Consider the following 20,106-nt stretch of genomic DNA (forward strand, 5'->3'; position numbering starts at 1 on the left):
GAGTTCGACATGTCCGAACCATTGCTGGAGAACAAGATCGCCGTCGTCACCGGCGCGGCCCAGGGCATCGGCTATGCGATAGCCGAACGGTTCGTCGCCGAGGGCGCCCGAATCGTGTTGGGCGATCTGGATTCCGGCACCGTGACCGACGCCGCGAAACGTCTGGGCGGGCCCGAGACGGCGATCGGCGTGCGCTGCGACGTCACGAACGCCGACGACGTGGACACACTGCTGCAGGCCGCGCTGGACACCTTCGGCGGCCTGGACGTCATGGTCAACAATGCCGGTATCACCCGCGACGCGACCATGCGCACGATGACCGAGGACCAGTTCGATCAGGTTGTCTCCGTGCACCTCAAGGGCACCTGGAACGGCACCCGCAAGGCCGCGGCGATCATGCGCGAGCGCAAGAGCGGCGCGATCGTGAACCTGTCCTCGCTCTCGGGCAAGGTCGGCATGGTCGGCCAGACGAACTACTCGGCGGCCAAGGCAGGCATCGTCGGATTGTCCAAGGCCGCGGCCAAGGAGGTTGCGCACCACGGCATTCGGGTCAACGCCATCCAGCCCGGCCTGATCCGCACCGCCATGACCGAGGCGATGCCGGAGAAGGCGTGGGGGCAGAAGATGGCCGAGATTCCGCTGGGGCGCGCCGGGGAGGTCGACGAAATCGCCTCGGTGGCACTGTTTCTCGCCTCCGACCTGTCTTCCTATATGACCGGCACGGTACTCGAGGTCACCGGTGGAAGGCTCATGTGATGGGCGAGTGGGAGCCGCATACCGTCACCACGCTACCGGAGTTCGCCGACTCGCCGGACGATGCGGCCGGCGTAGCGCACGTAGGGTCGTCTCATGATCGAGGTCCCGGAGCAATTCGTTCGGATCAAGTCGGCCAACGAAGGCGAGCGCGGGCGGGCGTGGGTCTCCGCCCTGCCGGGCTTGGTGGATGTGCTGCTGGAGCGCTGGTCGTGCACGCCTACGGGGCCGGTGATGCACGGCCGGGTCGGGATCGTCGTTCCGGTGCGACGTCCGGACCGGACACCCGCGGTGGTCAAGGTGTCGTTCCCGCACCCGGGCAACGTTCACGACCCGGATGCGTACGCGACCTGGGCCGGGAATGGCGCCGCGCGGTTGTTCGCGCGTGACGACGACAATTTCGCCATGCTGCTGGAACGAGCGTCCCAGCGCACCCTCGCCACCGTGACCGATCACGAACAAGCCCTCACCATCCAGGGCAGACTCTCACGCAGGCTGGCCGTACCCGCACCACCGGGACTACCTCGACTGTCCGGGCAGATCGATCGCTGGGAACACGAGATCATCACCACCGCAGCCGCTTTCGGCAATCCCGTGCCACGCGAGGTACTCGACGCCACCGTTGCCACCCTGCGCGAGCTCGGCCCCGACCAGCCCGACATCCTCGTCCACGCAGACCTGCACGACGCCAACATCCTGGCCTCCGATCGCGAGCCCTGGCTTGCGATCGACCCCAAGACCTGGGTCGGAGACCCCGCACACGACGCCCTCAACGTGATCCGCAGCCCCCGCTTCACCGAGGTCTTCCGTTCCTCGAACATGCGCCCGACCGTCCTGCGCTACCTCGATATCTATTGCGACGCAGCCGAACTCGACACCGAGCGCGCGAGACGCTGGACGCAGGTCGGAGCGGTCCGCGAAGCGATGTGGGGTCGCAGACACGGCGAGCCCGGATGGCTCATCCACGCCACCGACCAACTCGCCCAGATCCTCACCTGAACGCCCGAAATCGGCTGCGGAGAGCGCTGATCGGCGACTCCGACGTCACTGTTGCTGATTGCCTGGGGTATTCATGAGCGCTTGCAGTTGCAGCCAGCTCGGGTCCACAGTGGAAGCGCTGGTAACCGTCGCCGGAAGCATGCGGCAGAATCGTCGAGATGGATTCACGCCGGTATCTCGAACTGATCCTGGCCGACAGCAGTGCGTTGCTGACGGCGGTACGACGCGATCCCGACGCCGCGGTGCCCCTCGTGTCCGGGATGGACGGCTCGGGACCTGTTGGGGCACGTCGGCCAGGTGTACGAGCACAAGACCCTGTGTATGACTCTCGGCCACGCACCACTCGACGAACAGCGGAGTTCCCCGGCTCGGCAGGAGACCGAGCTGAGCGCATGGTTCGTCGAGCAACGAGATGCGTTGCTGGAACAACTGACCGAGCGTGGACCTGTGCAGCAGACGTTCACCTGGTTCCCGCCCGATCGAACGGTTGGTTTCTGGTATCGCCGGATGGCGTTGGAGACGGCCGTGCACCGCGTCGACGCCGAACTGGCTACTGGCACAAGAACACCCGTGGATCCGGAGCTGGCTGTCGACGGGGTCGATGAACTCGTCGGGTTCCTCGTCCATGACTTCGGAGACACCCCGACACGCGCCGCGGGCGCCGGTCGCACCGTGCAGCTGTCCTGTGGCCAGCGCCGATGGCTGCTCACACTTCGGGCAGATGGTGTCGACTACGCGGCCGAGGGCACGTCCGTGGACGCAAGCACCTGGGGCGATCCAACCGCGCTGACCGCGCTGGCGTCTCGCCTCGAAGACGAAACCCAGTAGGACACACCGCGCGCTGACCATGGACGGACCCGGCCGCCACGGTTTGCGTTATCGCGCAGGCAGTTCCGGTCGCGGCTTACCGGGGGCGACCGTGCGAGCCAGAATGCCGAGCGTCGCGCGAAGTGCACTTTCCGGGATGATCGGGAAACCGGCTTGGTCCTTGAGTTCCTGTGGGACCGCCGACCAGTCGTAGTAGGACGTCACGAGTGTGCCTGCCTCGATCGGCTCCAACTCGTAGCCGTAGATGTGTTCCCACCTTCGCCGACCGTGAACGGTCCAGGCGATCTCCCGATCCGGTTCGAACCTGACGATCTCGACGGTGACGTCGTACAGCCCCAGCGGGTAATCGTTGAGAGCTTCGCGGTCCATGTGCACGACGAAGGTGTCACCTGTTCCGGTGACGACCTCTCCGCTCGCCGCCATCAGCATGCCGGAACTGTCGATGGCGACATGCCCCTGCGGATCACTGAGGATGGCGAAGATCTCGGCTGCCGGGGCGGCCACGGCTCGCTGCACTCGGAATTGTTCCAACACAAGAGAATCCTACAAGTGCGCGCCCTACCCTGGGGATGCCACGACAGGAGCCGTCCATGCCAGAGCAACGCCATCTCCATCTGAACCTGGTAGCCAACGACCTCAACCTGCACCAGGGAGCCTACAAATACGAACGGGCGCAGGGCGTTCCCGAACGCAGCACCTTCGAGCGCCTGCTCGAGTACGGTGCATTCGGCGACGAGGGTCTGTTCACCGCCTTGTTCGTCGGCGACATCCCCGGCATGCAGGGGTCTCCGGCATTCGACGGCGGGCCGGCCGAACCCATCACCGCGCTGACCGCGATCTCCCAGCACACCGAGCACGTCGGCCTGATCGCGACGGCGTCGACGACCTTCTACGACCCGTACACCCTGGCCCGGCTGCTGGCCTCGCTCGACCAAGTCTCCGATGGCCGCGCCGGATACAACGCGGTCACCTCGGTGATCGACCGGTTCGCACTGAACTACAGCCTGCAACACCATCTGGATCGCGCGGAGCGCTATCAACGCGCCGACGAGTTCCTCCAGGTCCTGCGAGCCTTGTGGGACAACCGAGCAATGCGCCGTGATCCCGACGGCCTGACCCGGTTCTACGCCGAACCGATCGACCACCAGGGCAACCTGTTTCAGGTCTGCGGACCACTCAACATCGCGCCCAGCCGCCAGCACCGGCCGCTCATCGCGCAGGCCGGCGGGTCGGGCCCCGGCATCAAGGTCGCCGCCAAACATGCCGAGATGGTGTTCACCAACTCCTCCACTCGCGCCGGCGCCGCGGTCTACCGCGAGGCACTGGACAAGGCGCTCATCGAACAGGGCCGGACCCCGGGTTCGGTCCCGGCCATCCCCGGTCTCATCCCCTACCTCGGCCGGACCGTGAAAGAGGCCGAGGAGAAACTGCGCGAACTGGACAGTCACGTCGATTGGGAACCCCTCGCACCATTCGCGCTGGGACAGTTCGGCATCGACATCCCGCTCGGCGACATCACCGAACCGTTCCCCACCCATCTGCTACCGCGCCCGGAAGACGTCGAGGGGACGATCAAGAGCACCTTCGGCAACTACGTCGGGCTCTACGACTGGATTCGGCAGCACCCCGCTGTGACCGTGCGCGAGGTCGTCGCCCAGGCGGTCGGCCGCGGCGGCCACGCGACGAGCGCGTTCGCCGTGCAGGCCGACCTGATCGGCACTGTGCACAACACCAGCGACGTAGCCATCGATACCGAGTGCGGCGGTCCGCTCGGCATGTTCGGAGATGCCGGTGTCCCTGCACACGGCCAGGCCCAGCCGCCAACCGTCCACTTCCAGCACGGCGGGCTCGCCAGGGCGGAAACGATCGGATTCGCTGTCGTGCAGATACACCTTCCGGTAGAGCACCGAGGCGCCGCGGTGATCCACTGCGAGAACACCGATATGAGGTCCGGGTACCGGCGCACCGACCAGTGCAATCGTCCGAGCCCGCGCACATGCGGCGATGATGGGAGCCAGCCGATCATCGTGCGGCGCAATGACTTCGGCATCCAACTCGTACCCGGTCAGCGACATCTCCGGGAACACCACAACCCGCGCCCCGGCCGTCCGGATCAGCTCGGCGTGTGTCACCGCATTCTCGGCTACCGCATGAGCCACACACCGAGGCTGGGCGACAGCGATCCGCAAGGCTTGCCGCACTGGGCCTCCCATCCTCAGCTCCCCGACGTGCAAGGACGGTAGCCGGACCGAACCAGCGGAGCAACCGAAGCAACGCACTGACTACTTCGCCGCGCGAAGCACGGTTCGAATCGGCGACGCGGCAGACAAATCAACGTGCCGAGATCATCTCAGGTATGTGTACGTGCTCTTGCCGCATTCGACGCAGCGGCCCAACTATTCGACGCCGGTCCCGAGGGCTCCCGATCCTTCTGCCCGGCAACGCTTTCGATCCCCACGAGCGCACGCACATGCCGATTATCGAGCGATTCGAGTCATCGGCGACCCATCGGATGCCGGAAACGCCGTCGTCCGCGCAGGCCCGGTTTCAAAGCACGGCATCAGCCAGGCGGTCGACCTGATCGGGATCGGTGCCGTAGCAGTAGAGGATGACCTCATCGGCGCCGAGATCTTCGAATTGCCGGATAGCGGAACGGATCTGCTCCGGGGTGGTGAGCATGCCGTCGGCCATGTAGTCGGCGCGGCCGCTGAACTCGTAGTAGCCGAGAATGGCTCCCCGGGGCGGTCGATCAACGACTGTGGGCCGAGGACCGTGTTCAGCTGGGCAACGACGCGCGGCGAGCCGGAGCGGCCGTGGTCGAGCAGTGCGGGATCGCGCAGCGGTGCGATCAGCACCTCGGTCTGCAGGCGGATGCGGTTGGTGGCACCGGCGAGCATCGTCAGGAGGCTGCGCGAACATGGCATGCCCGCGTAATGGGCCTCATCCCCGGCGCGGCGGGGGATGTTCGACTTCACCGCACGATTCGCAAGTGGCAAAACGATAACTCGAAGAGGTGTTGCTCGCGCAGTGTTCGTGAGTAACTTCTCGAGTATGGACAATGAGGGACCCAGCCGGACAGCGCTCGTGACTGCCTACGCCCGTGCCTATCATCAAATTGCCGACCGGCCAAGGATTCTCACCGATCCACTGGCGGCACGTCTGCTGGGTGTCACTGTGGATGAGCTGACCGAATTGGGCCGGCCAGCAGCGGATCGTCCCGATAGCGGTGCGGGTTCGGGAATCCTGCGGCTGGGTGTCAGTGATCGGCCGCGCCGCCTGTTCTTTGCTGCTCGTGCCCGTTTCGCCGAGGATCGCGTGGCCGAGGCCGTCGCTGCCGGCGTGCGACAGGTCGTGATTCTCGGCGCGGGCCTGGATACCTTCGCCTACCGCAACCCGCATCCTGGTCTGCGTGTCTTCGAGGTCGACCATCCCGCTACCCAAGCGTGGAAACGCCAACGCCTCGCCGCATCCGGTATCGACCAACCCGAGCGGCTGACTTTCGTGCCGGTCGACTTCGAAACCGACACACTGGCAACACGATTGGAGGCCGCCGGATTCGCCCGGACCGATCCGGCCGTGTTCGTGTGGCTCGGTGTCGTCTTCTATCTGACCCCGGACGCCACCCGCACTACCCTCGAATACATTGCTGGTCAATCGGAGCCGGTCGAGGTGATCTTCGACTACCTGCAGGCGGCCGACACCGACGAGGAACGCGCGCAGTTGCAGGCGCGCGCGCATCGAGCGGCAGCTGTCGGCGAACCCTGGTTCAGCTACTTCACTCCTGACCACATCGCCGCACAGTTGCGCGCGCTCGGCTTCACCGACGTCGAAGACCACTCCGCCACGGACCTCATCGCTGGATACCTCGAGGGATCCGCGGAATTCGAGGGCGAACCACCCCAGGCACTGCGCCCGGTCCGCATACTACGAGCGAGCGATAGCCGGGCTAGCCGACGAGGTGAGATCGCATAGCGGCTTCCATCGGTTCGATCAGCAGGTTCGGATCGTGCGCGCGAGTGACGAGCACGACCTCGCACGGCTCGATGCCGTCCAGGGGTACGAGGGCGATATCGTCGCGGTTGGTGGCACGGTGGTCGCCCGCGGGCAGGACCGCGATGCAGTGACCGGTGGCGATGAGTTCGAGTTTGTCCTCGAAACTGTCCTCGAGGGCGGGCGCGGGCGGTGCCGGACGGTCACCGACGGCCCGGGGTGCGCTCCAGATCGTCGGCGTCTTGTCGCAGGCCACGAGTTGCTCGTCGGCGAGTTCGTCGAGGTCGGCGGAGTCCTTGCCCGCCAAGCGATGGGTCACCGGCACGACGAGCACGCGTGGTTCTCTATACAGAGTCCGCACGTGCAGGCCGTCCGTCGGGAAGGGCAGCGGGCGCCGGGTGATGAGCACGTCCACTCGGCGTTCGGGCAGGGCGTGCGTGGCGTTCCAGTCGAGGTGCCGCGTGCGGATCCGCGCGTCGGGGTGGCGGGCCCGCAACGCCTGAACCGCGGGTGTGATGACCAGGCCCTCGGAGTAGCCGATGGTGATCGCGTGCGGCGAGGCGGCGGCCTCGGCCGCGCGCTGGGCCTGGTCGGCGGTGTGCAGGAGTGCACGCGCGTGGGTGAGGAATACCTGGCCTGCATCGGTGAGGCTGCTGCCCTGCGGGGTGCGGTCGAGCAGGCGGACACCGAGCTGATGTTCGAGGCGCTGGATCTGACGACTGAGCGAGGGCTGAGCCAGGTGCAGCGTGGCGGCGGCGCGCCCGAAATTGCCGTGCTCGGCAACGACGGTGAAGTAGCGCACGAGTCGCAGATCCAGATCCACACATCCAGAATAGATCGCCATACATCTGCGGCATGACGACGTGCGAAACAGGTCTTGGACGGTGCGCCCGCGACGTCGTTGACTGGGAGACATGGGCAGCTACAAGGGCAAGAACATCGTAATCACCGGTGGCAGCAGCGGTTTCGGACTGACAACGGCGCGGTTGTTCGTGGATTCCGGAGCGCGAGTACTGATCACCGGCCGCAACCGGTCGACGTTGGACACGGCGCGAGAACAGTTGGGGTCCAACGCGATCGCCGTCCAGAGCGACGCGGCATCCCTGCCGGACATCGAGGCACTGGCGAAACGCGTCGCGACGGAATTCGGCCTGCTGGACGCGTTGTTCGTGAATGCGGGTGTGACCGCGTCCGCGCCATTCGAGTCCACATCACCGGACATATACGACGAACTGTTCACGATCAACGCGAAGGGCCCATACTTCACGGTGCAGAAGCTCGCGCCGTTGCTGCGTGAGGGCGCCGGCGTGGTACTGACGACGTCGGTGGCGAACATCAAGGGCATCGAAATGATCAGCGTCTACGCGGCGAGCAAAGCTGCACTGCGGTCGATGACACGGTCGCTGGCGCGAGAGTTGCTGCCGCGCGGGATCCGCGTCAACGCAATCAGCCCCGGACCGGTCGACACCGGCATCCTGGACCGGTCGATGCCACCCGAGACCGCGAAGGCGATGAAACAAGAGTTCCGCAGCCGCAATCCGATGCAACGCTTCGGACTGTCCGAGGAGATCGCCACCGCAGTGGAGTACCTCGCGTTCGGCGCGACATTCACCACGGGAGCAGAGTTACCGGTGGACGGTGGAGCATCACAGTTGTAATCCGTCGAATGCGCTCTCATAGCCGCTTATCGAGCGCTTTTCCCCTGGTCACGATAACCTCCAAATCCAAGGCATCGCCGTCGATAGCCCTGCGGCAGGAGCAAGCCGCGCCGCCGCAGGGCCCGCTGGACGGTGGAGGTGGACCGACCAACCCTGCCGGAAAGTTCGACGCGCTGGACAAGCCGGTCATCGAACAAATGTTCGAGACTGATGTAGGGTGGCTCGCGTGAACACACATTCGACTGCACTGGCACCTGATGTTCCGGCACGGAGATGGTCGGAACTGGCCGATGTCGACTTGCTGCGCACCCTCGTCGAAACCGAACGCCGTCGGCGTCGGTTGGGTGCGGCCATGGTCGCCGCCGTCGCCGAGGCCGAGCGCCGTGGTCTCGCCGCCGACACCGGCTACCGGGACACAGCGGACCTATTGAGTGATCTGCTGCGGATCAGTGCCTCCGAGGCGCGTCGGCGAATCGAAAACGCCGCTCCGCGAGCGCGCTCACGTGTCAGAAAGGCGTGGAGGGCGGTGGCGACATCTCAACCGCGTGCACGCACCGACATGCTGATGGGCGAGCGGATACTTCGGCCGTCCGGATCGTGATCCTCGAAGACCAGCTCGCCTGAAGCCCGAGTTAGGTCTGTTGCGGGCAACAAAAAGAGCTTCGCCCCCTGGTCGGTGCGAAGCTCTTCACGAAGCGCGATGAATCAGATGACGTGGACGTCCACGGCTTGGGGGCCCTTCTGACCCTGCTCCACCGAGAACTCGACACGCTGACCCTCATCGAGGGATTTGTAACCCGAGCCGCTCACGGCCGAGTAATGCACGAAGACGTCCGGGCCGCCTCCGTCCTGAGCGATGAAGCCGAAGCCCTTTTCACCGTTGAACCACTTCACACTGCCTTGAGTCATGCTGTAAACAACTTCTCTTCTGTAGTGAGCCGGGCAAATTTTGGTAAGAAGCCCGTCCTCGACTCCCACTATGCCATGACCTCCGATGATCCTTCGCATCGTGTTTCGGCCAGCGGTCGCGCAGCGACCGGCAGGAGCGACGCCCGCTCGCAGCGCCACCACCCCGACACCCGGTCGGCGCACAGCGGCACGGAGTCGGCCCGAATCCGAATCGCTGCCGAGTGAACATCTGTTGACCAGTACGCTGGTCATTGGTCCCGGTGATTGCCGAGCCGCTCGAGGCCTCTCTGCGGTCCTGTTTCTCGAATCGCGATGCCGCCCGAATCTCTCGGAGAGGCGAATGTGGCAACGACCGCAGGCGAAACAAATGACCAAGATTCCACCGGCACATTGGCGGAGCACGATGACGCTGCGGACGACATCTGGGATGAGGAGGAGTCTCCGGCGCTGCGTCGGGCGCGCAAGGAAGCCGAGCTCACCGCCGGTGGGGACTCGACACGCGCGTATCTGAAGCAGATCGGGCGAGTTCCCCTACTCTCGGCGGCCGAGGAGGTCGATCTCGCGGTCCGGATCGAAGTCGGTCTGTATGCGGTACAGAAACTGCAGGCCGAATGCGAGGAGCCCTCGGGTCTCACGATCGCACGTCACCGAGACCTGGCCTGGCTCGCACAGGACGGCATCGCGGCCAAAGATCATCTGCTCGAGGCAAACCTGCGGCTGGTGGTGTCGATCGCCAAACGGTACAGCGGGCATGGCATGGCCTTCCTCGACCTGATCCAGGAGGGCAATCTGGGTCTGGTGCGGGCGGTCGAAAAGTTCGACTACAGCAGAGGATTCAAGTTCTCGACCTATGCCACATGGTGGATTCGCCAGGCGATCTCTCGCGCCATGGCCGACCAGGCCCGCACCATACGAATCCCCGTGCACATGGTGGAGATCATCAACAGGCTCGGGCGTGTAGAGCGCGAACTGCTTCAGCAGCTGGGCCGCGAGGCAACAGCCCAGGAGCTTGCCGCGGAATTAGGTATTACACCCGCGAAGGTTCTCGAGGTTCGGCAAATCGCACGGGAACCGATCTCGTTGGACCAGACGCTCGGTGACGAGGGCGCGACCCAGTTCGGCGATTTCATCGAAGACTCCGAGGCTGTCGTAGCCATCGAGAAGGTAGCGTTCACCCTGCTACAGGAGCAGTTGCGGTCGGTACTCGACACGCTCAGCGAGCGCGAAGCCGGCGTGATGCGCCTGCGTTACGGCCTGGATGATGGGCAGCCTCGAACGCTCGACGACATCGGGAAGGTCTACGGCGTCACCCGTGAGCGGATCCGGCAGATCGAGTCGAAGACGATGTCGAAGCTACGTCACCCATCGCGCTCACAGTTGCTTCGGGATTACCTCGGATAGTGGGCAATGGTCCTGAGTAGTCGCTGGAGGCGCCGGCGCACCTCCAGCGGTTTTCGTACGAGACCACCAGCCATCCAGACCGGTTGACCGGCAAGGCTTTCCGACCGGCTTTATGCCGGGGTCGAGCGGGCTGCAGACATCAGGCGCCGAGCAGTGCGGGAACTTTCATCCGGCGTTCTGCTGCGGGCCGGTGGTGCGCAGGGGTGCGCCGACGTGGTGCAGGTGACTCAGTGCCTCGCGGTAAGAGGAGATCAGCCCGGTCTCGTGGTAGGGCACATCGATTTCGGCGCAGTAGTCGCGGACGATCACCTGGGCGTGAGGCAGGTTCGGGGTCGGCATGCTCGGGAACAGGTGGTGCTCGATCTGATAGTTGAGTCCGCCCAGGGCGAGGTCGGTCAACACGCCGCCCCGCACGTTGCGGGAGGTCAGCACTTGTCGGCGTAGGTAGTCGGGGCGGTCGTCGCCGGTCAGAGTCGGCATGCCCTTGTGGTTCGGGGCGAAGATGCAGCCCATGTACAGGCCGAACATCGCTTGGTGGACAGCGAGGAACGCGAACGCTTTGTCGGCGGGCAGAACCGCGAACAGTGCGGCCAGATAGGCGGCGAAGTGGCCGAACAGCAGCGCGCCTTCCAGTCCGCGGTGTTTGACCGATTTGTTTCTGAGCGCACGTACGCCGGACAGGTGGAGGTTCAGTCCCAACAGCATCAGCAGAGGGAAGAACAGGAATGCCTGTGCCCTCCCGATGAGACGAGGCAGGCCACGGCTGGCCCGTGCTTGCCGTTGCGACCACAGGAGAATGTCGGGTGCGACATCGGGGTCGAGTTCCTCGTGGTTCGGGTTGGCGTGATGCCGGGTGTGCTTGTCCTGCCACCAGCCGTACGCCAGTCCGATGCCGGCGTTGCCGACGACCCGGCCCATGACCTCCGTCGGCCGCCGTAGCCGGAAGACTTGGCGGTGCGCGACATCGTGCATGACCAGGGCGACCTGAGCGCACGTCACGGCCATGAACGTCGCGACGATGAGCGTCCACCACGAGTCACCGACCAGGACGAAAGCCGCCCAGCCGACCGTGAACGCGATCCCGACGAGGCTGAGCCGGACCGCGTAGTAGAGGGGACGCCGGGTCATCAGTCCCGCGTCGGAGATCCGGCGCAACAGACGGGCGTAATCACCGTCGGCTCCGGGCCGCGCTGATCGTGGAAATGACTCTGGAACCAAGGCTGGTGTGGTCATGAATCTTCCTGAGAGCTGGGTCGGAGATGCCAACTTCGCCCGTCCTCGATGCCGATCGACCGATGTCGATCGGAGCTTCGATTTCAGCGGGAGCTGCTTGTGTGTCGAGAGCGGGAGTGACGATTCGAAGTTATCGACCGGATTCTCGTTCGATGTAATCCCTTGGTATGACATGAAATCGGACTGCAGTGTGATAACGGCGCGCACCGCAGCCTACAGGTCGGGGCGTAGATCCGGGACCTGGCACCCGACTAACCCCCTCGCGGTGGTCGTTGCGGGCGGGCTGAATCACCGTTCTGGTGTCGGTTCAGCATTCAGTGCGGATGAACACGCGTCGAGTGTCCCAGCCGGTGTTGTTGTGGATGGCTGTCTGCGGCGCGGTGGATCTCGTTGATCATGAGGCAGGATTTCGGTTGGTCGTTGCGGAGCGGGTTTGATCTGCCTGTGCAGCAATGAGTTTCGCGACTTGATGGGGTTTCAGGCTGGTGGTGTCGATGACGTGTGCTTCCTGGCTGTGCCAGGAGCGGGCGGCGTCGTAGTCATCCAGGTGGTCGAACCGCCATTGTGAGTGCGGCATCGTCGGGTCGGTGTCGATGCGGCGGATGAGTTCGTCGCGGTCGGCGTGGAGGACGACGTGGCAGATCGGGATCCCGGCGTTGGTGAGCCCGGTGCGGATTTCCTGCCAGTATTGGTGGACCAGGACGGACTGGGGAACGATGAGGGTGCCGCCGACGTAGTCGAGGAGCTGTGTCGCGGCGGCCACGACCAGCCCGCGCCAGGGCTGCCAGTCCTGGAAGTCCCGGACGGGCTCGGAGGCCAGGACGTGACGGAGCATGACGCCGACTTCCTCGGTGTCGAAGATCCGCGACCCGGGTAGCAGTGCTGCCAATTCTGCCGCGGTGGTGGTTTTCCCGGCTCCGAAGGTTCCGTTCAGCCAGACGATCACGGGTTCGAGGGTATCGGGTGCGAGAGGCGAGTGCTCCAAGGATGTGACGGTGCTGGCGAATGGCGACGGCTCTGATCCGAGGTGGGATCAGAGCCGTTGCCGTAGAGGACAAGCCGTGGTTACGGGCGGTTGAAATCGTCAGTCTTGGTGCCCGCGACGAAGGCGTCCCATTCGCTGGGGGTGAAGGTCAGGGCTGGGCCGTTCGGGTTCTTGGAGTCCCGGACGCCGACTGTGCCCTCACCGAGCCATGCCACCTCGACACAGTTCGCGCTGGTTTCGCTGTGAGAGCTCTTGAACCACTTCGCTGTTGATAGGTCATCGTTCACTGCGCTCGTGCTCCTTCGCCACCTGCCGCAACAGGTTTCTGGTCTCTACCTCACCCAGGCATGTAGCTTGGATGGCCGCGACAAGCTCACGATACCTTCGGATCTCGTCCGGTTTCTCGATATAGACATCCGGTGCCGCGCCACCATCTATGAAGACCACCGGGGGTTCGACAGGCTCACCTATCGCCTCGTGGTCGAAGTCCATAATGACGAACGAGCTGTGCGGTATCCCCCAGGTCTGGCCAGCACTGTACGGCTGAATGCGGATCGTGATGTTAGGTCGTTTCGACAACTCGGCGAGATGACGCAGCGCCACAGCCATCGTGCGCGCTCCGCCGATCACACGATAAAGCGCCGAGATGTGCAGTACCGCATCCAATTCGATTGGGTGCGTTCTGCGCATTATCAAGGCTTGACGTTTCATTCGAAGCTCCACACGTCGCTCGATCTCCTCTCGGCTGGTGAACAAGGGAGAAGCACTGATGACCGCTCGCGCGTAGGTTGCGGTTTGCAACAGTCCAGGAATGCACTGGTCTTGGCACGTCGTCAGCCGCCGTGCCGCCGACTCCAGCCCGATGTACATGTTGAGCGCATTGCTGAACATCCCACCGTAGATGTAGTGCCAACTCTTCGCTCGCGCCTGCGCCGCGAGATCGACTGCCGCATCGGTGTCTTCTCGACTCACGTCGTACAGCTCGCACAATGCCTGTACGACTGGCCGACTGATCTTTTGAATCTGTCCGGTCTCGATACGTTGCAGAACAGCTCTGGACAGATCCACCTGTTTCGCTGCGCGAGCAATCGTGAATCCGGTCGCGTCGCGACTCTCCCGCAGGAATCTTCCGAGTTGACGACGCGGCAGGGTCGACGAAGGGCCGTCGTCTTCGGTGATGTCCGTACTAGCGGTTGTATTTTCGCTAATCATCGCATCTTCGGTGCTGGTGCTGTCCTCGGCGCTGGTCACGGAATCCTCCTGGGAAATCGAGTAATGCCGGATGGGGAATGGGACCGAATGCGCCGTCGAAAGCGAGTTCCTTCCTGCGGCGCATCGGCAATCACACGGGAGTTCTCATTTCTGCCGGTCCCGAACGGAGACCGGTGGTGTGCTGTGGCAGCACCCGGTCGTGCTGCGAGTGACGGATCACCTTGCGGCACACAGGACTCGGCGAACGGAATCGCCGAGTCCGCCGGGCGCACTCATCACCGACAACACCATGAATCGAGGTGCAATGGATCAGACGATATGCGCCGGTCCCCTGGTATCGCGGCCTGCGAACTACCGGCGCATGAGCGGCCTGCCTGCCGCTGCGGTACCCGAGCATAACCGGATCATGTTGCAGAAAGCCATAATTGGCACACAGTGGAAACGTTCCACTGTGCAGATCAACCCTTTCGGGCGCGAGCAGCGGCGTCCAGCAGGGTGTCCGCCAAACGTGTTGTGGCTGGGGTCATCTGGCTGGCCGGAGGCGAGGCCAGATAGACCCGCCACAGGACCGGGTCGGCGAGGTCGATCTGGCGGAGGGCCGGAAAGCGCCGGGCCTCGGACGGGGGCATGAATGCGGTGCCGAGGCCGTTGGCGACCAGTTCGGCGATGGCAGCGTATCCGGCAGGGACCTCGTATCGGGTGTGCGCGCGGGCTCCGGCGGTGTGGAAGGCGTCGTCCATCAGTCTGCGCAGGCCGAATTCGGGAGGGAAGCCGACGAGTTCCTCCTCGGCGAGTTCGGCCACGTCGACGCGGGCGCGGCCGGCGAGGGGGTGGTCGGTGCGGCAGACGAAGACCATCGGCTCCTCGAACAGCAGGCGCAGATCCAGTTGCGGCGGAAAGCGATTGGGCATCGAGACCAGGGCCAGATCCAGCGAACCCTCGACCAGGGCGGACAGGTAGGCCGAAGCGCCCGCCTGGCTCAGCCGCAGCCGTAGTCGCACGAACGGGTGCGCGCGATGGAATTCGCCGAGCGCACCGGCGACATCCAGTGGACCGTAGGAGATCAGCGATCCGAAATCGACTGTGCCGGACAATGTTCCGTGGAATTCAACGACCGATTCGGCCGCCGCGCGAGTCGCCCGCACGATCTCGTAGGCATGCACCCGGAACCGCTCCCCCGCCGCGGTGAGCCGGATCTGCTGACGCGCCCGATCGAACAATCGCACACCCAGTTCGCGTTCGAGTTTCGCGATCGAGGACGACAGCGCCGACTGGACCACATGCGCACGCTCGGTGGCGCGCGAAAAACTCATCTCCTCCGCGACCGCGAGGAAGTGCTCGATCTGCCGTAACTCCACGCTTCGACCTTATCAATTTAAGTGATGACTCGAATCTGAAGCAATCGTTGGACTCGATGACTCGCAGAGGGTGTGATGAATACCAGCAGCGCCGACCACGACGCACGCACGATCCGGAAGGAAGATCGACCGTGACCGGTTTCAGCCGAAGGGATTTCGCCCGCTTCACCACCGCGGTGGCCGGCACGGCGACACTGGCAGCGTGCGGGCCGTCCCCCGCCCGGCAGCACACCGGAACGCCCCCGGCCGCGCCGCAGCACACGCTCGGCCCGATCAAGCAGGTGAACGCCGGGGTTCTGGACATCGGTTACGCCGAGGCGGGCCCGGCCGACGGGACACCGGTGATCCTGCTGCACGGCTGGCCGTACGACATCCACGCGTACGCCGACGTCTCGGCGATCCTGGCCGCACAGGGTATGCGGATGATCGTCCCGTATCTGCGCGGCTACGGTTCCACCCGCTTCTTGTCCGAGGACATCGTGCGCAACGGCCAGCAGGCCGCGGTCGCCCGGGACGTCATCGCGCTGATGGACGCGCTGAAGATCCCGTCCGCGATCCTCGGCGGCTACGACTGGGGCGCGCGGACCGCCGATATCGTGGCCGCGCTGTGGCCGCAGCGGTGCTCGGCGCTGGTGGCGGTGAGCGGTTACCTGATCACCGACGTCGCGGCCAACGCGCAGCCGCTGCCGCCGAAGGCCGAATACGGCTGGTGGTACCAGTACTACTTCAGCACCGAGCGCGGCGTACTCGGCTACCGCCGCTACACCAAGGATTTCAACCGTCAGATCTGGCAGACCGCCTCGCCCGCATGGCATTTCGACGAGTCGACCTACGATCTGACCGCCGCCGCCTTCGACAATCCGGACCACGTCGACATCGTGGTGCACAACTACCGCTGGCGGCTGGGCCTGGCTGCCGGGGAGCCGCAGTACGACGAGGACGAGCGCCGCCTGGCCGCCAAACCCGGCATCACGGTCCCGACCATCACGATCAGCAGCGATTTCGACGGCCCCGCGAAGAGTGGAGCCGGATACCGCGCCCTGTTCACCGGACCATACGACCACCGCGTCCTGGACGGTATCGGACACAACGTCCCGCAGGAAGCTCCGCGCGAATTCGCCACGGCCGTAACGGATGTCGCCAAGATGAGCGCACACCGCTGATCGAACCCCGCCAGCAGGGCGTTCGCCGGAGAGTTTCGTTACTTCAGGTTGATAAGTCTATTGTTATTACCATGGATAAGGAAGCCGGGGACGGCGCGGAGCTGTGCGGTACCGCCGCTCGGCTGCGGATCGCGGTCGGGCGGATCACCCGGCGGCTGCGGCAGGGGCATGCTTCGGGTGAGCTGACACTCTCGGAGGTATCGGTACTGGCCCGGCTGGACGGGCAGGGGCCCGCGACCCCGGGTGCGCTGGCCGAGCTGGAACGGGTGCGGCCGCAGGCCATGGGCACGACCCTGGCCGCACTGGAGGAACGTGGGCTGGTCGCTCGCCGCCCCGACGCCGAGGACGGCCGACGGGTGGTGATGTCGGCGACCACCGCCGGTCGCAGCATCCTGGACGACCGTCGCTCCGAATCCACCCAGCGCATCAGCCAGGTGCTCACCGCGGAGTTCACCGCGGCCGAACGCCGCCGGCTGCTCGATGCGGTCCCGCTGCTGGAGAGGCTTGCCGAACGTCTATGAGTACCACCGAATTACAGCGACCTGCCATCAGCGACCGCTACAAATGGGTGGCGTTGTCGAACACCACCCTCGGCGTGCTCATCGCCTCCCTGGACGCCTCCATCGTGATCATCTCGCTGCCCGCGATCTTCCGCGGCATCGGGCTGGATCCGCTGGCCGCGGGCAATATCGGCTACCTGCTCTGGATGATCCTGGGCTATCTGCTGGTCTCGGCCGTCATGGTGGTCACGCTCGGCCGATTCGGCGACATGTTCGGCCGAGTGCGCATCTACAACGCGGGATTCGTGGTCTTCTCCGCCGCGTCGCTGGCACTGTCGATGGACCCGATGCACGGGTCCGGCGGCGCGATGTGGCTGATCGGCTGGCGGATGGTGCAGGCATTCGGCGGCGCCATGCTCACCGGCAATTCCGCGGCCATCCTGACCGACGCCTTCCCGGCCAGGCAACGCGGAATGGCGTTGGGCGTCAACCAGATCACGGCGTTGGCCGGGCAGTTCCTGGGTCTGCTCGCCGGTGGCGTGCTGGCCGCGATCGACTGGCACGCGGTGTTCTGGGTCAGCGTCCCGGTCGGCATCGTGGGCACGGTGTGGTCCTACCGCAGCCTGCGCGAGATCGGCGCGCGCCAGCCCGCCCGGGTGGACTGGGCCGGAACCGCGACGTTCACCGTCGGCACCAGCATCATCCTCGCGGCCATCACCTACGGCATCCAGCCGTACGGGCGGCACGCCACCGGTTGGAGCAATCCGTGGGTGATCGGGGCGTTGGCAGGCGGTGTGCTGCTACTGGCCGCGTTCTGTGTGATCGAGACCAGGGTGCGGCAACCGATGTTCCAGCTAGGCTTGTTCCGCATTCGTGCCTTCGCGGCGGGAAACCTTGCCGCGCTGTTGGTTTCGATTGCCCGTGGCGGTTTGCAATTCATGCTGATCATCTGGTTGCAGGGGATCTGGCTGCCGCTGCACGGCTACTCCTACGAGTCCACGCCGCTGTGGGCCGGAATCTACATGCTGCCCCTGACCGCCGGATTCCTGATCGCCGGACCGCTGTGCGGCTATCTGTCCGATCGGTACGGGTCGCGACTGTTCGCCACGGTCGGACTGCTCATCGTGGCGGCCTCGTTCCTCGGGCTGATGGCGCTTCCGGTGGTGTTCCCGTATCCCGCGTTCGCGTTGCTGATCCTGGCCAGCGGATTCGGACAGGGCATGTTCTCCGCGCCCAACACCTCCTCGATCATGAGCAGCGTGCCCGCCGGACGACGCGGCGTGGCCTCGGGAATGCGTGCCACCCTGCAGAATTCGGGTACCGCGCTGTCGATCGGGGTGTTCTTCTCGCTGATGATCAGCGGACTGGCCTCGGGCCTGCCGCATGCCCTGTCCAGCGGGCTGCAATCCCACGGCGTGTCCTCGGGCACCGCCGATCAACTCGCCTCGCTCCCGCCGGTCAGCAGCCTGTTCTCCGCCTTCCTGGGGAACAACCCGATCGCGCATCTGCTCGGGCCCGACGTGCTGAACAGCCTGCCCCCGGCGAATGCGGACGCGTTGACCGGTACGACGTTCTTCCCGCAACTGGTGTCCGGGCCGTTCCACCACGGTCTGGTGATCGTGTTCACCACCGCGGCGATCATGGCGCTGGTCAGCGCGATGGCCTCGCTGCTGCGCGGTCGTCCGCCGGTCACCCCGCACACCGGCGAATGAGACCCTGAAGACTTTCTTCAATCGCGTGCACAACGTGCGCAGACGCGTGCGCGGGCCGTTCGGATCGATCACAGTGGGCCTATGCTCCCTGTTCTCGATCTGACCGACGCCGACACCGCGCAGTTCCGCGCGGCGCTGCTCGCCGCGACGCACGAGGCCGGATTCTTCTATCTGACCGGTCATGGTGTGCCGCAGCGGCAGATCGATGATCTGCTCGCGGTCGCGCGTCGCTTCTTCGCTCTGCCGCAGGAGGCGAAACAGGAGATCAGCCAGTTGCGCAGTCCGCAGTTCCGCGGGTATTCGCGGCTGGGCGGTGAGCTCACCAACGGCGCGGTCGACTGGCGCGAGCAGATGGATATCGGTCCGAAACGTCCGGTCATCCCCGGCGCCGAGGGCTACCGGCGGTTGCAGGGGCCGAATCTGTGGCCCTCGGCGTTGCCGGAATTCCGTGCGGCACTCCAGGATTGGGATGCCACGCTGGCCGCGGTCGGACGTCGGCTGCTGGGCCACTGGGCGGTCGCGCTGGGCGCCGAGGAGGATCTGTTCGACGCGGCGTTCGCCGATCGCCCGGCCACGCTGATCAAGGTCGTGCGTTATCCGGGCAACGTCGAGAATCCGCAGGGCGTGGGCGCGCACAAGGATTCCGGCGTGCTGACATTGCTGCTGGTAGAGCCGGAATCCCAGGGCCTGCAAGTGGAGATCGAACCCGATCGCTGGCTGGACGTGCCGCCGCTGCCCGGCGCGTTCATCGTCAACATCGGCGAACTGCTCGAGGTCGCGACGAACGGATATCTGCGCGCGACCAGGCATCGGGTGATCGCGCCGGAACCAGGCACCGACCGGATCTCGATTCCGTACTTCCTCAATCCCGGGCTGGACGCGCGGATCCCGATCGTGGACCTGCCGCCGGAGCTGGCCGCGCACGCCCGCGGCGTGGAGGCCGATCCGGACAATCCCATCTTCGACAACTACGGCGCGAACGCCTGGAAATCCCGCACCCGCGCCCACCCGGACGTGGCCGAACTGCACCACGGCATCGCACCGAAAGGTCCGGCCGCGGCGTACTGACGGCGGAAATCCTCGCGCTGATTACAACGATGGGCACGCCGACACGGGCGTCGTAGCGTGAGCGCATGTTCGATGTCCGCCGCCTGCGCGTGCTCGACGAGGTGGTTCGCTGCGGCTCGCTCAGTGCCGCCGCGACCGTGCTCAGTTACACCACATCCGCTATCTCCCAGCAGGTTTCGGCACTCGAACGCGAGCTCGGCGTGCCGCTGCTGATCCGCGGTCCGACCGGTGCGCGGCCGACTCCGGCCGGGACCGAACTGCTCGCGCACGCCGGGACGATCCTGGCTGCGGTCGGCGCGGCGGAGCGGGCTGTCGCCGCTTTCGCGCCGGGTGGTTC

Annotated in this window: 21 protein-coding genes and 2 pseudogenes; 13 read left to right on the forward strand and 10 right to left on the reverse strand. The window is 65.2% G+C overall.

Annotated elements, in window-relative coordinates; genetic code table 11:
• Positions 1-9: 9 nt before the first annotated feature.
• The 3 genes from fabG to ON40_RS48240 all read left to right on the forward strand — a co-directional run bounded on the left by fabG (position 10) and on the right by ON40_RS48240 (position 2,580).
• A complete protein-coding gene (gene fabG, locus ON40_RS20325; RefSeq protein ID WP_040825142.1) occupies positions 10-756 on the forward strand; it encodes a 3-oxoacyl-ACP reductase FabG in 747 nt (248 codons plus the stop codon).
• 93 nt (positions 757-849) lie between these two features.
• Positions 850-1,752, forward strand: coding sequence for an aminoglycoside phosphotransferase family protein (locus tag ON40_RS20330; RefSeq protein ID WP_040825144.1), 903 nt, complete (start codon positions 850-852; stop codon positions 1,750-1,752).
• A 228-nt stretch (positions 1,753-1,980) separates the two neighbouring features.
• Complete coding sequence (locus tag ON40_RS48240) at positions 1,981-2,580, forward strand: maleylpyruvate isomerase family mycothiol-dependent enzyme (RefSeq protein WP_083895793.1); 600 nt, start codon at positions 1,981-1,983, stop codon at positions 2,578-2,580.
• 48 nt (positions 2,581-2,628) lie between these two features.
• Here the strand turns inward: ON40_RS48240 and ON40_RS20340 are convergent, their stop codons facing one another.
• The gene (locus tag ON40_RS20340; protein ID WP_040825145.1) at positions 2,629-3,114 is read right to left on the reverse strand and encodes an SRPBCC family protein; all 486 of its coding nucleotides are present in this window, start codon (positions 3,112-3,114) and stop codon (positions 2,629-2,631) included.
• Positions 3,115-3,170: 56 nt separating this feature from the next.
• Here ON40_RS20340 and ON40_RS56100 point away from each other — a divergent pair.
• Positions 3,171-4,007, forward strand: a pseudogene (locus ON40_RS56100) (LLM class flavin-dependent oxidoreductase); the annotation flags it as partial.
• Between the two features lie 114 nt (positions 4,008-4,121).
• On the opposite strand, the gene ON40_RS56105 reads toward ON40_RS56100, so the two are convergent.
• Positions 4,122-4,793, reverse strand: a complete 672-nt coding sequence (locus ON40_RS56105; RefSeq protein WP_373281944.1) for a carbon-nitrogen hydrolase family protein — start codon at positions 4,791-4,793, stop codon at positions 4,122-4,124.
• A 334-nt stretch (positions 4,794-5,127) separates the two neighbouring features.
• Positions 5,128-5,271 carry a hypothetical protein gene (locus tag ON40_RS53960; RefSeq protein ID WP_218008823.1) on the reverse strand — a complete coding sequence of 48 codons (144 nt, stop codon included), beginning with the start codon at positions 5,269-5,271 and terminating at the stop codon, positions 5,128-5,130.
• Positions 5,272-5,631: 360 nt separating this feature from the next.
• Between ON40_RS53960 and ON40_RS20350 the strand changes: the two genes are divergently transcribed.
• A complete protein-coding gene (locus ON40_RS20350; RefSeq protein ID WP_051193350.1) occupies positions 5,632-6,552 on the forward strand; it encodes a class I SAM-dependent methyltransferase in 921 nt (306 codons plus the stop codon).
• On the opposite strand, the gene ON40_RS20355 is transcribed toward ON40_RS20350, so the two are convergent.
• Positions 6,527-7,414, reverse strand: a complete 888-nt coding sequence (locus ON40_RS20355) for a LysR family transcriptional regulator (protein WP_040825147.1) — start codon at positions 7,412-7,414, stop codon at positions 6,527-6,529. The genes ON40_RS20350 and ON40_RS20355 overlap by 26 nt on opposite strands.
• 70 nt (positions 7,415-7,484) lie before the next feature.
• Here ON40_RS20355 and ON40_RS20360 point away from each other — a divergent pair, with 70 nt between their 5' ends.
• Together ON40_RS20360 and ON40_RS20370 are read left to right on the forward strand one after the other, a co-directional pair.
• Positions 7,485-8,228, forward strand: coding sequence for an SDR family oxidoreductase (locus tag ON40_RS20360; protein WP_040825148.1), 744 nt, complete (start codon positions 7,485-7,487; stop codon positions 8,226-8,228).
• Positions 8,229-8,454: 226 nt separating this feature from the next.
• Positions 8,455-8,829 carry a DUF222 domain-containing protein gene (locus ON40_RS20370; protein ID WP_245567911.1) on the forward strand — a complete coding sequence of 125 codons (375 nt, stop codon included), beginning with the start codon at positions 8,455-8,457 and terminating at the stop codon, positions 8,827-8,829.
• 104 nt (positions 8,830-8,933) lie between these two features.
• Here ON40_RS20370 and ON40_RS20375 read toward each other — a convergent pair whose 3' ends face one another.
• Entirely contained in the window at positions 8,934-9,137 is a 204-nt protein-coding gene (locus ON40_RS20375) for a cold-shock protein (RefSeq protein ID WP_040825224.1), read from the reverse strand.
• 417 nt (positions 9,138-9,554) lie between these two features.
• Here ON40_RS20375 and ON40_RS20380 point away from each other — a divergent pair.
• Positions 9,555-10,538, forward strand: a pseudogene (locus ON40_RS20380) (RNA polymerase sigma factor); the annotation flags it as partial.
• 165 nt (positions 10,539-10,703) lie between these two features.
• On the opposite strand, the gene ON40_RS20385 reads toward ON40_RS20380, so the two are convergent.
• The 5 genes from ON40_RS20385 to ON40_RS20405 all read right to left on the reverse strand — a co-directional run bounded on the left by ON40_RS20385 (position 10,704) and on the right by ON40_RS20405 (position 15,326).
• Positions 10,704-11,771, reverse strand: a complete 1,068-nt coding sequence (locus ON40_RS20385) for a fatty acid desaturase family protein (protein ID WP_040825150.1) — start codon at positions 11,769-11,771, stop codon at positions 10,704-10,706.
• A 394-nt stretch (positions 11,772-12,165) separates the two neighbouring features.
• Entirely contained in the window at positions 12,166-12,717 is a 552-nt protein-coding gene (locus tag ON40_RS20390; protein WP_051193341.1) for an AAA family ATPase, read from the reverse strand.
• Between the two features lie 119 nt (positions 12,718-12,836).
• Positions 12,837-13,043, reverse strand: coding sequence for a DUF397 domain-containing protein (locus ON40_RS20395; RefSeq protein WP_040825151.1), 207 nt, complete (start codon positions 13,041-13,043; stop codon positions 12,837-12,839).
• Positions 13,033-14,007: a helix-turn-helix domain-containing protein gene (locus tag ON40_RS20400; RefSeq protein ID WP_051193342.1), complete on the reverse strand. Its 975-nt coding sequence runs from the start codon at positions 14,005-14,007 to the stop codon at positions 13,033-13,035. The genes ON40_RS20395 and ON40_RS20400 overlap by 11 nt, the downstream gene beginning before the upstream one ends.
• A 419-nt stretch (positions 14,008-14,426) precedes the next feature.
• Positions 14,427-15,326 (reverse strand): LysR family transcriptional regulator, encoded by a 900-nt coding sequence (locus tag ON40_RS20405; RefSeq protein ID WP_040825152.1) that lies wholly within the window; start codon positions 15,324-15,326, stop codon positions 14,427-14,429.
• Positions 15,327-15,457: 131 nt separating this feature from the next.
• On the opposite strand from ON40_RS20405, the gene ON40_RS20410 reads away from it, so the two are divergent.
• The 5 genes from ON40_RS20410 to ON40_RS20430 form a co-directional block, all read left to right on the forward strand.
• Positions 15,458-16,489, forward strand: coding sequence for an alpha/beta fold hydrolase (locus ON40_RS20410; RefSeq protein WP_040825154.1), 1,032 nt, complete (start codon positions 15,458-15,460; stop codon positions 16,487-16,489).
• A 71-nt stretch (positions 16,490-16,560) separates the two neighbouring features.
• Positions 16,561-17,010, forward strand: a complete 450-nt coding sequence (locus ON40_RS20415; protein WP_040825155.1) for a MarR family winged helix-turn-helix transcriptional regulator — start codon at positions 16,561-16,563, stop codon at positions 17,008-17,010.
• The gene (locus ON40_RS20420) at positions 17,007-18,701 is read left to right on the forward strand and encodes an MFS transporter (protein WP_051193343.1); all 1,695 of its coding nucleotides are present in this window, start codon (positions 17,007-17,009) and stop codon (positions 18,699-18,701) included. The genes ON40_RS20415 and ON40_RS20420 overlap by 4 nt, the downstream gene beginning before the upstream one ends.
• 81 nt (positions 18,702-18,782) lie before the next feature.
• Positions 18,783-19,769, forward strand: coding sequence for an isopenicillin N synthase family dioxygenase (locus ON40_RS20425; RefSeq protein ID WP_040825157.1), 987 nt, complete (start codon positions 18,783-18,785; stop codon positions 19,767-19,769).
• Positions 19,770-19,834: 65 nt separating this feature from the next.
• Positions 19,835-20,106, forward strand: a 272-nt coding sequence (locus ON40_RS20430; protein WP_040825158.1) for a LysR family transcriptional regulator, incomplete at its 3' end; no start/stop codon positions are given.

It is taken from the genome of Nocardia jiangxiensis NBRC 101359 (assembly GCF_000308615.1).
Classification (GTDB): domain Bacteria; phylum Actinomycetota; class Actinomycetes; order Mycobacteriales; family Mycobacteriaceae; genus Nocardia; species Nocardia jiangxiensis.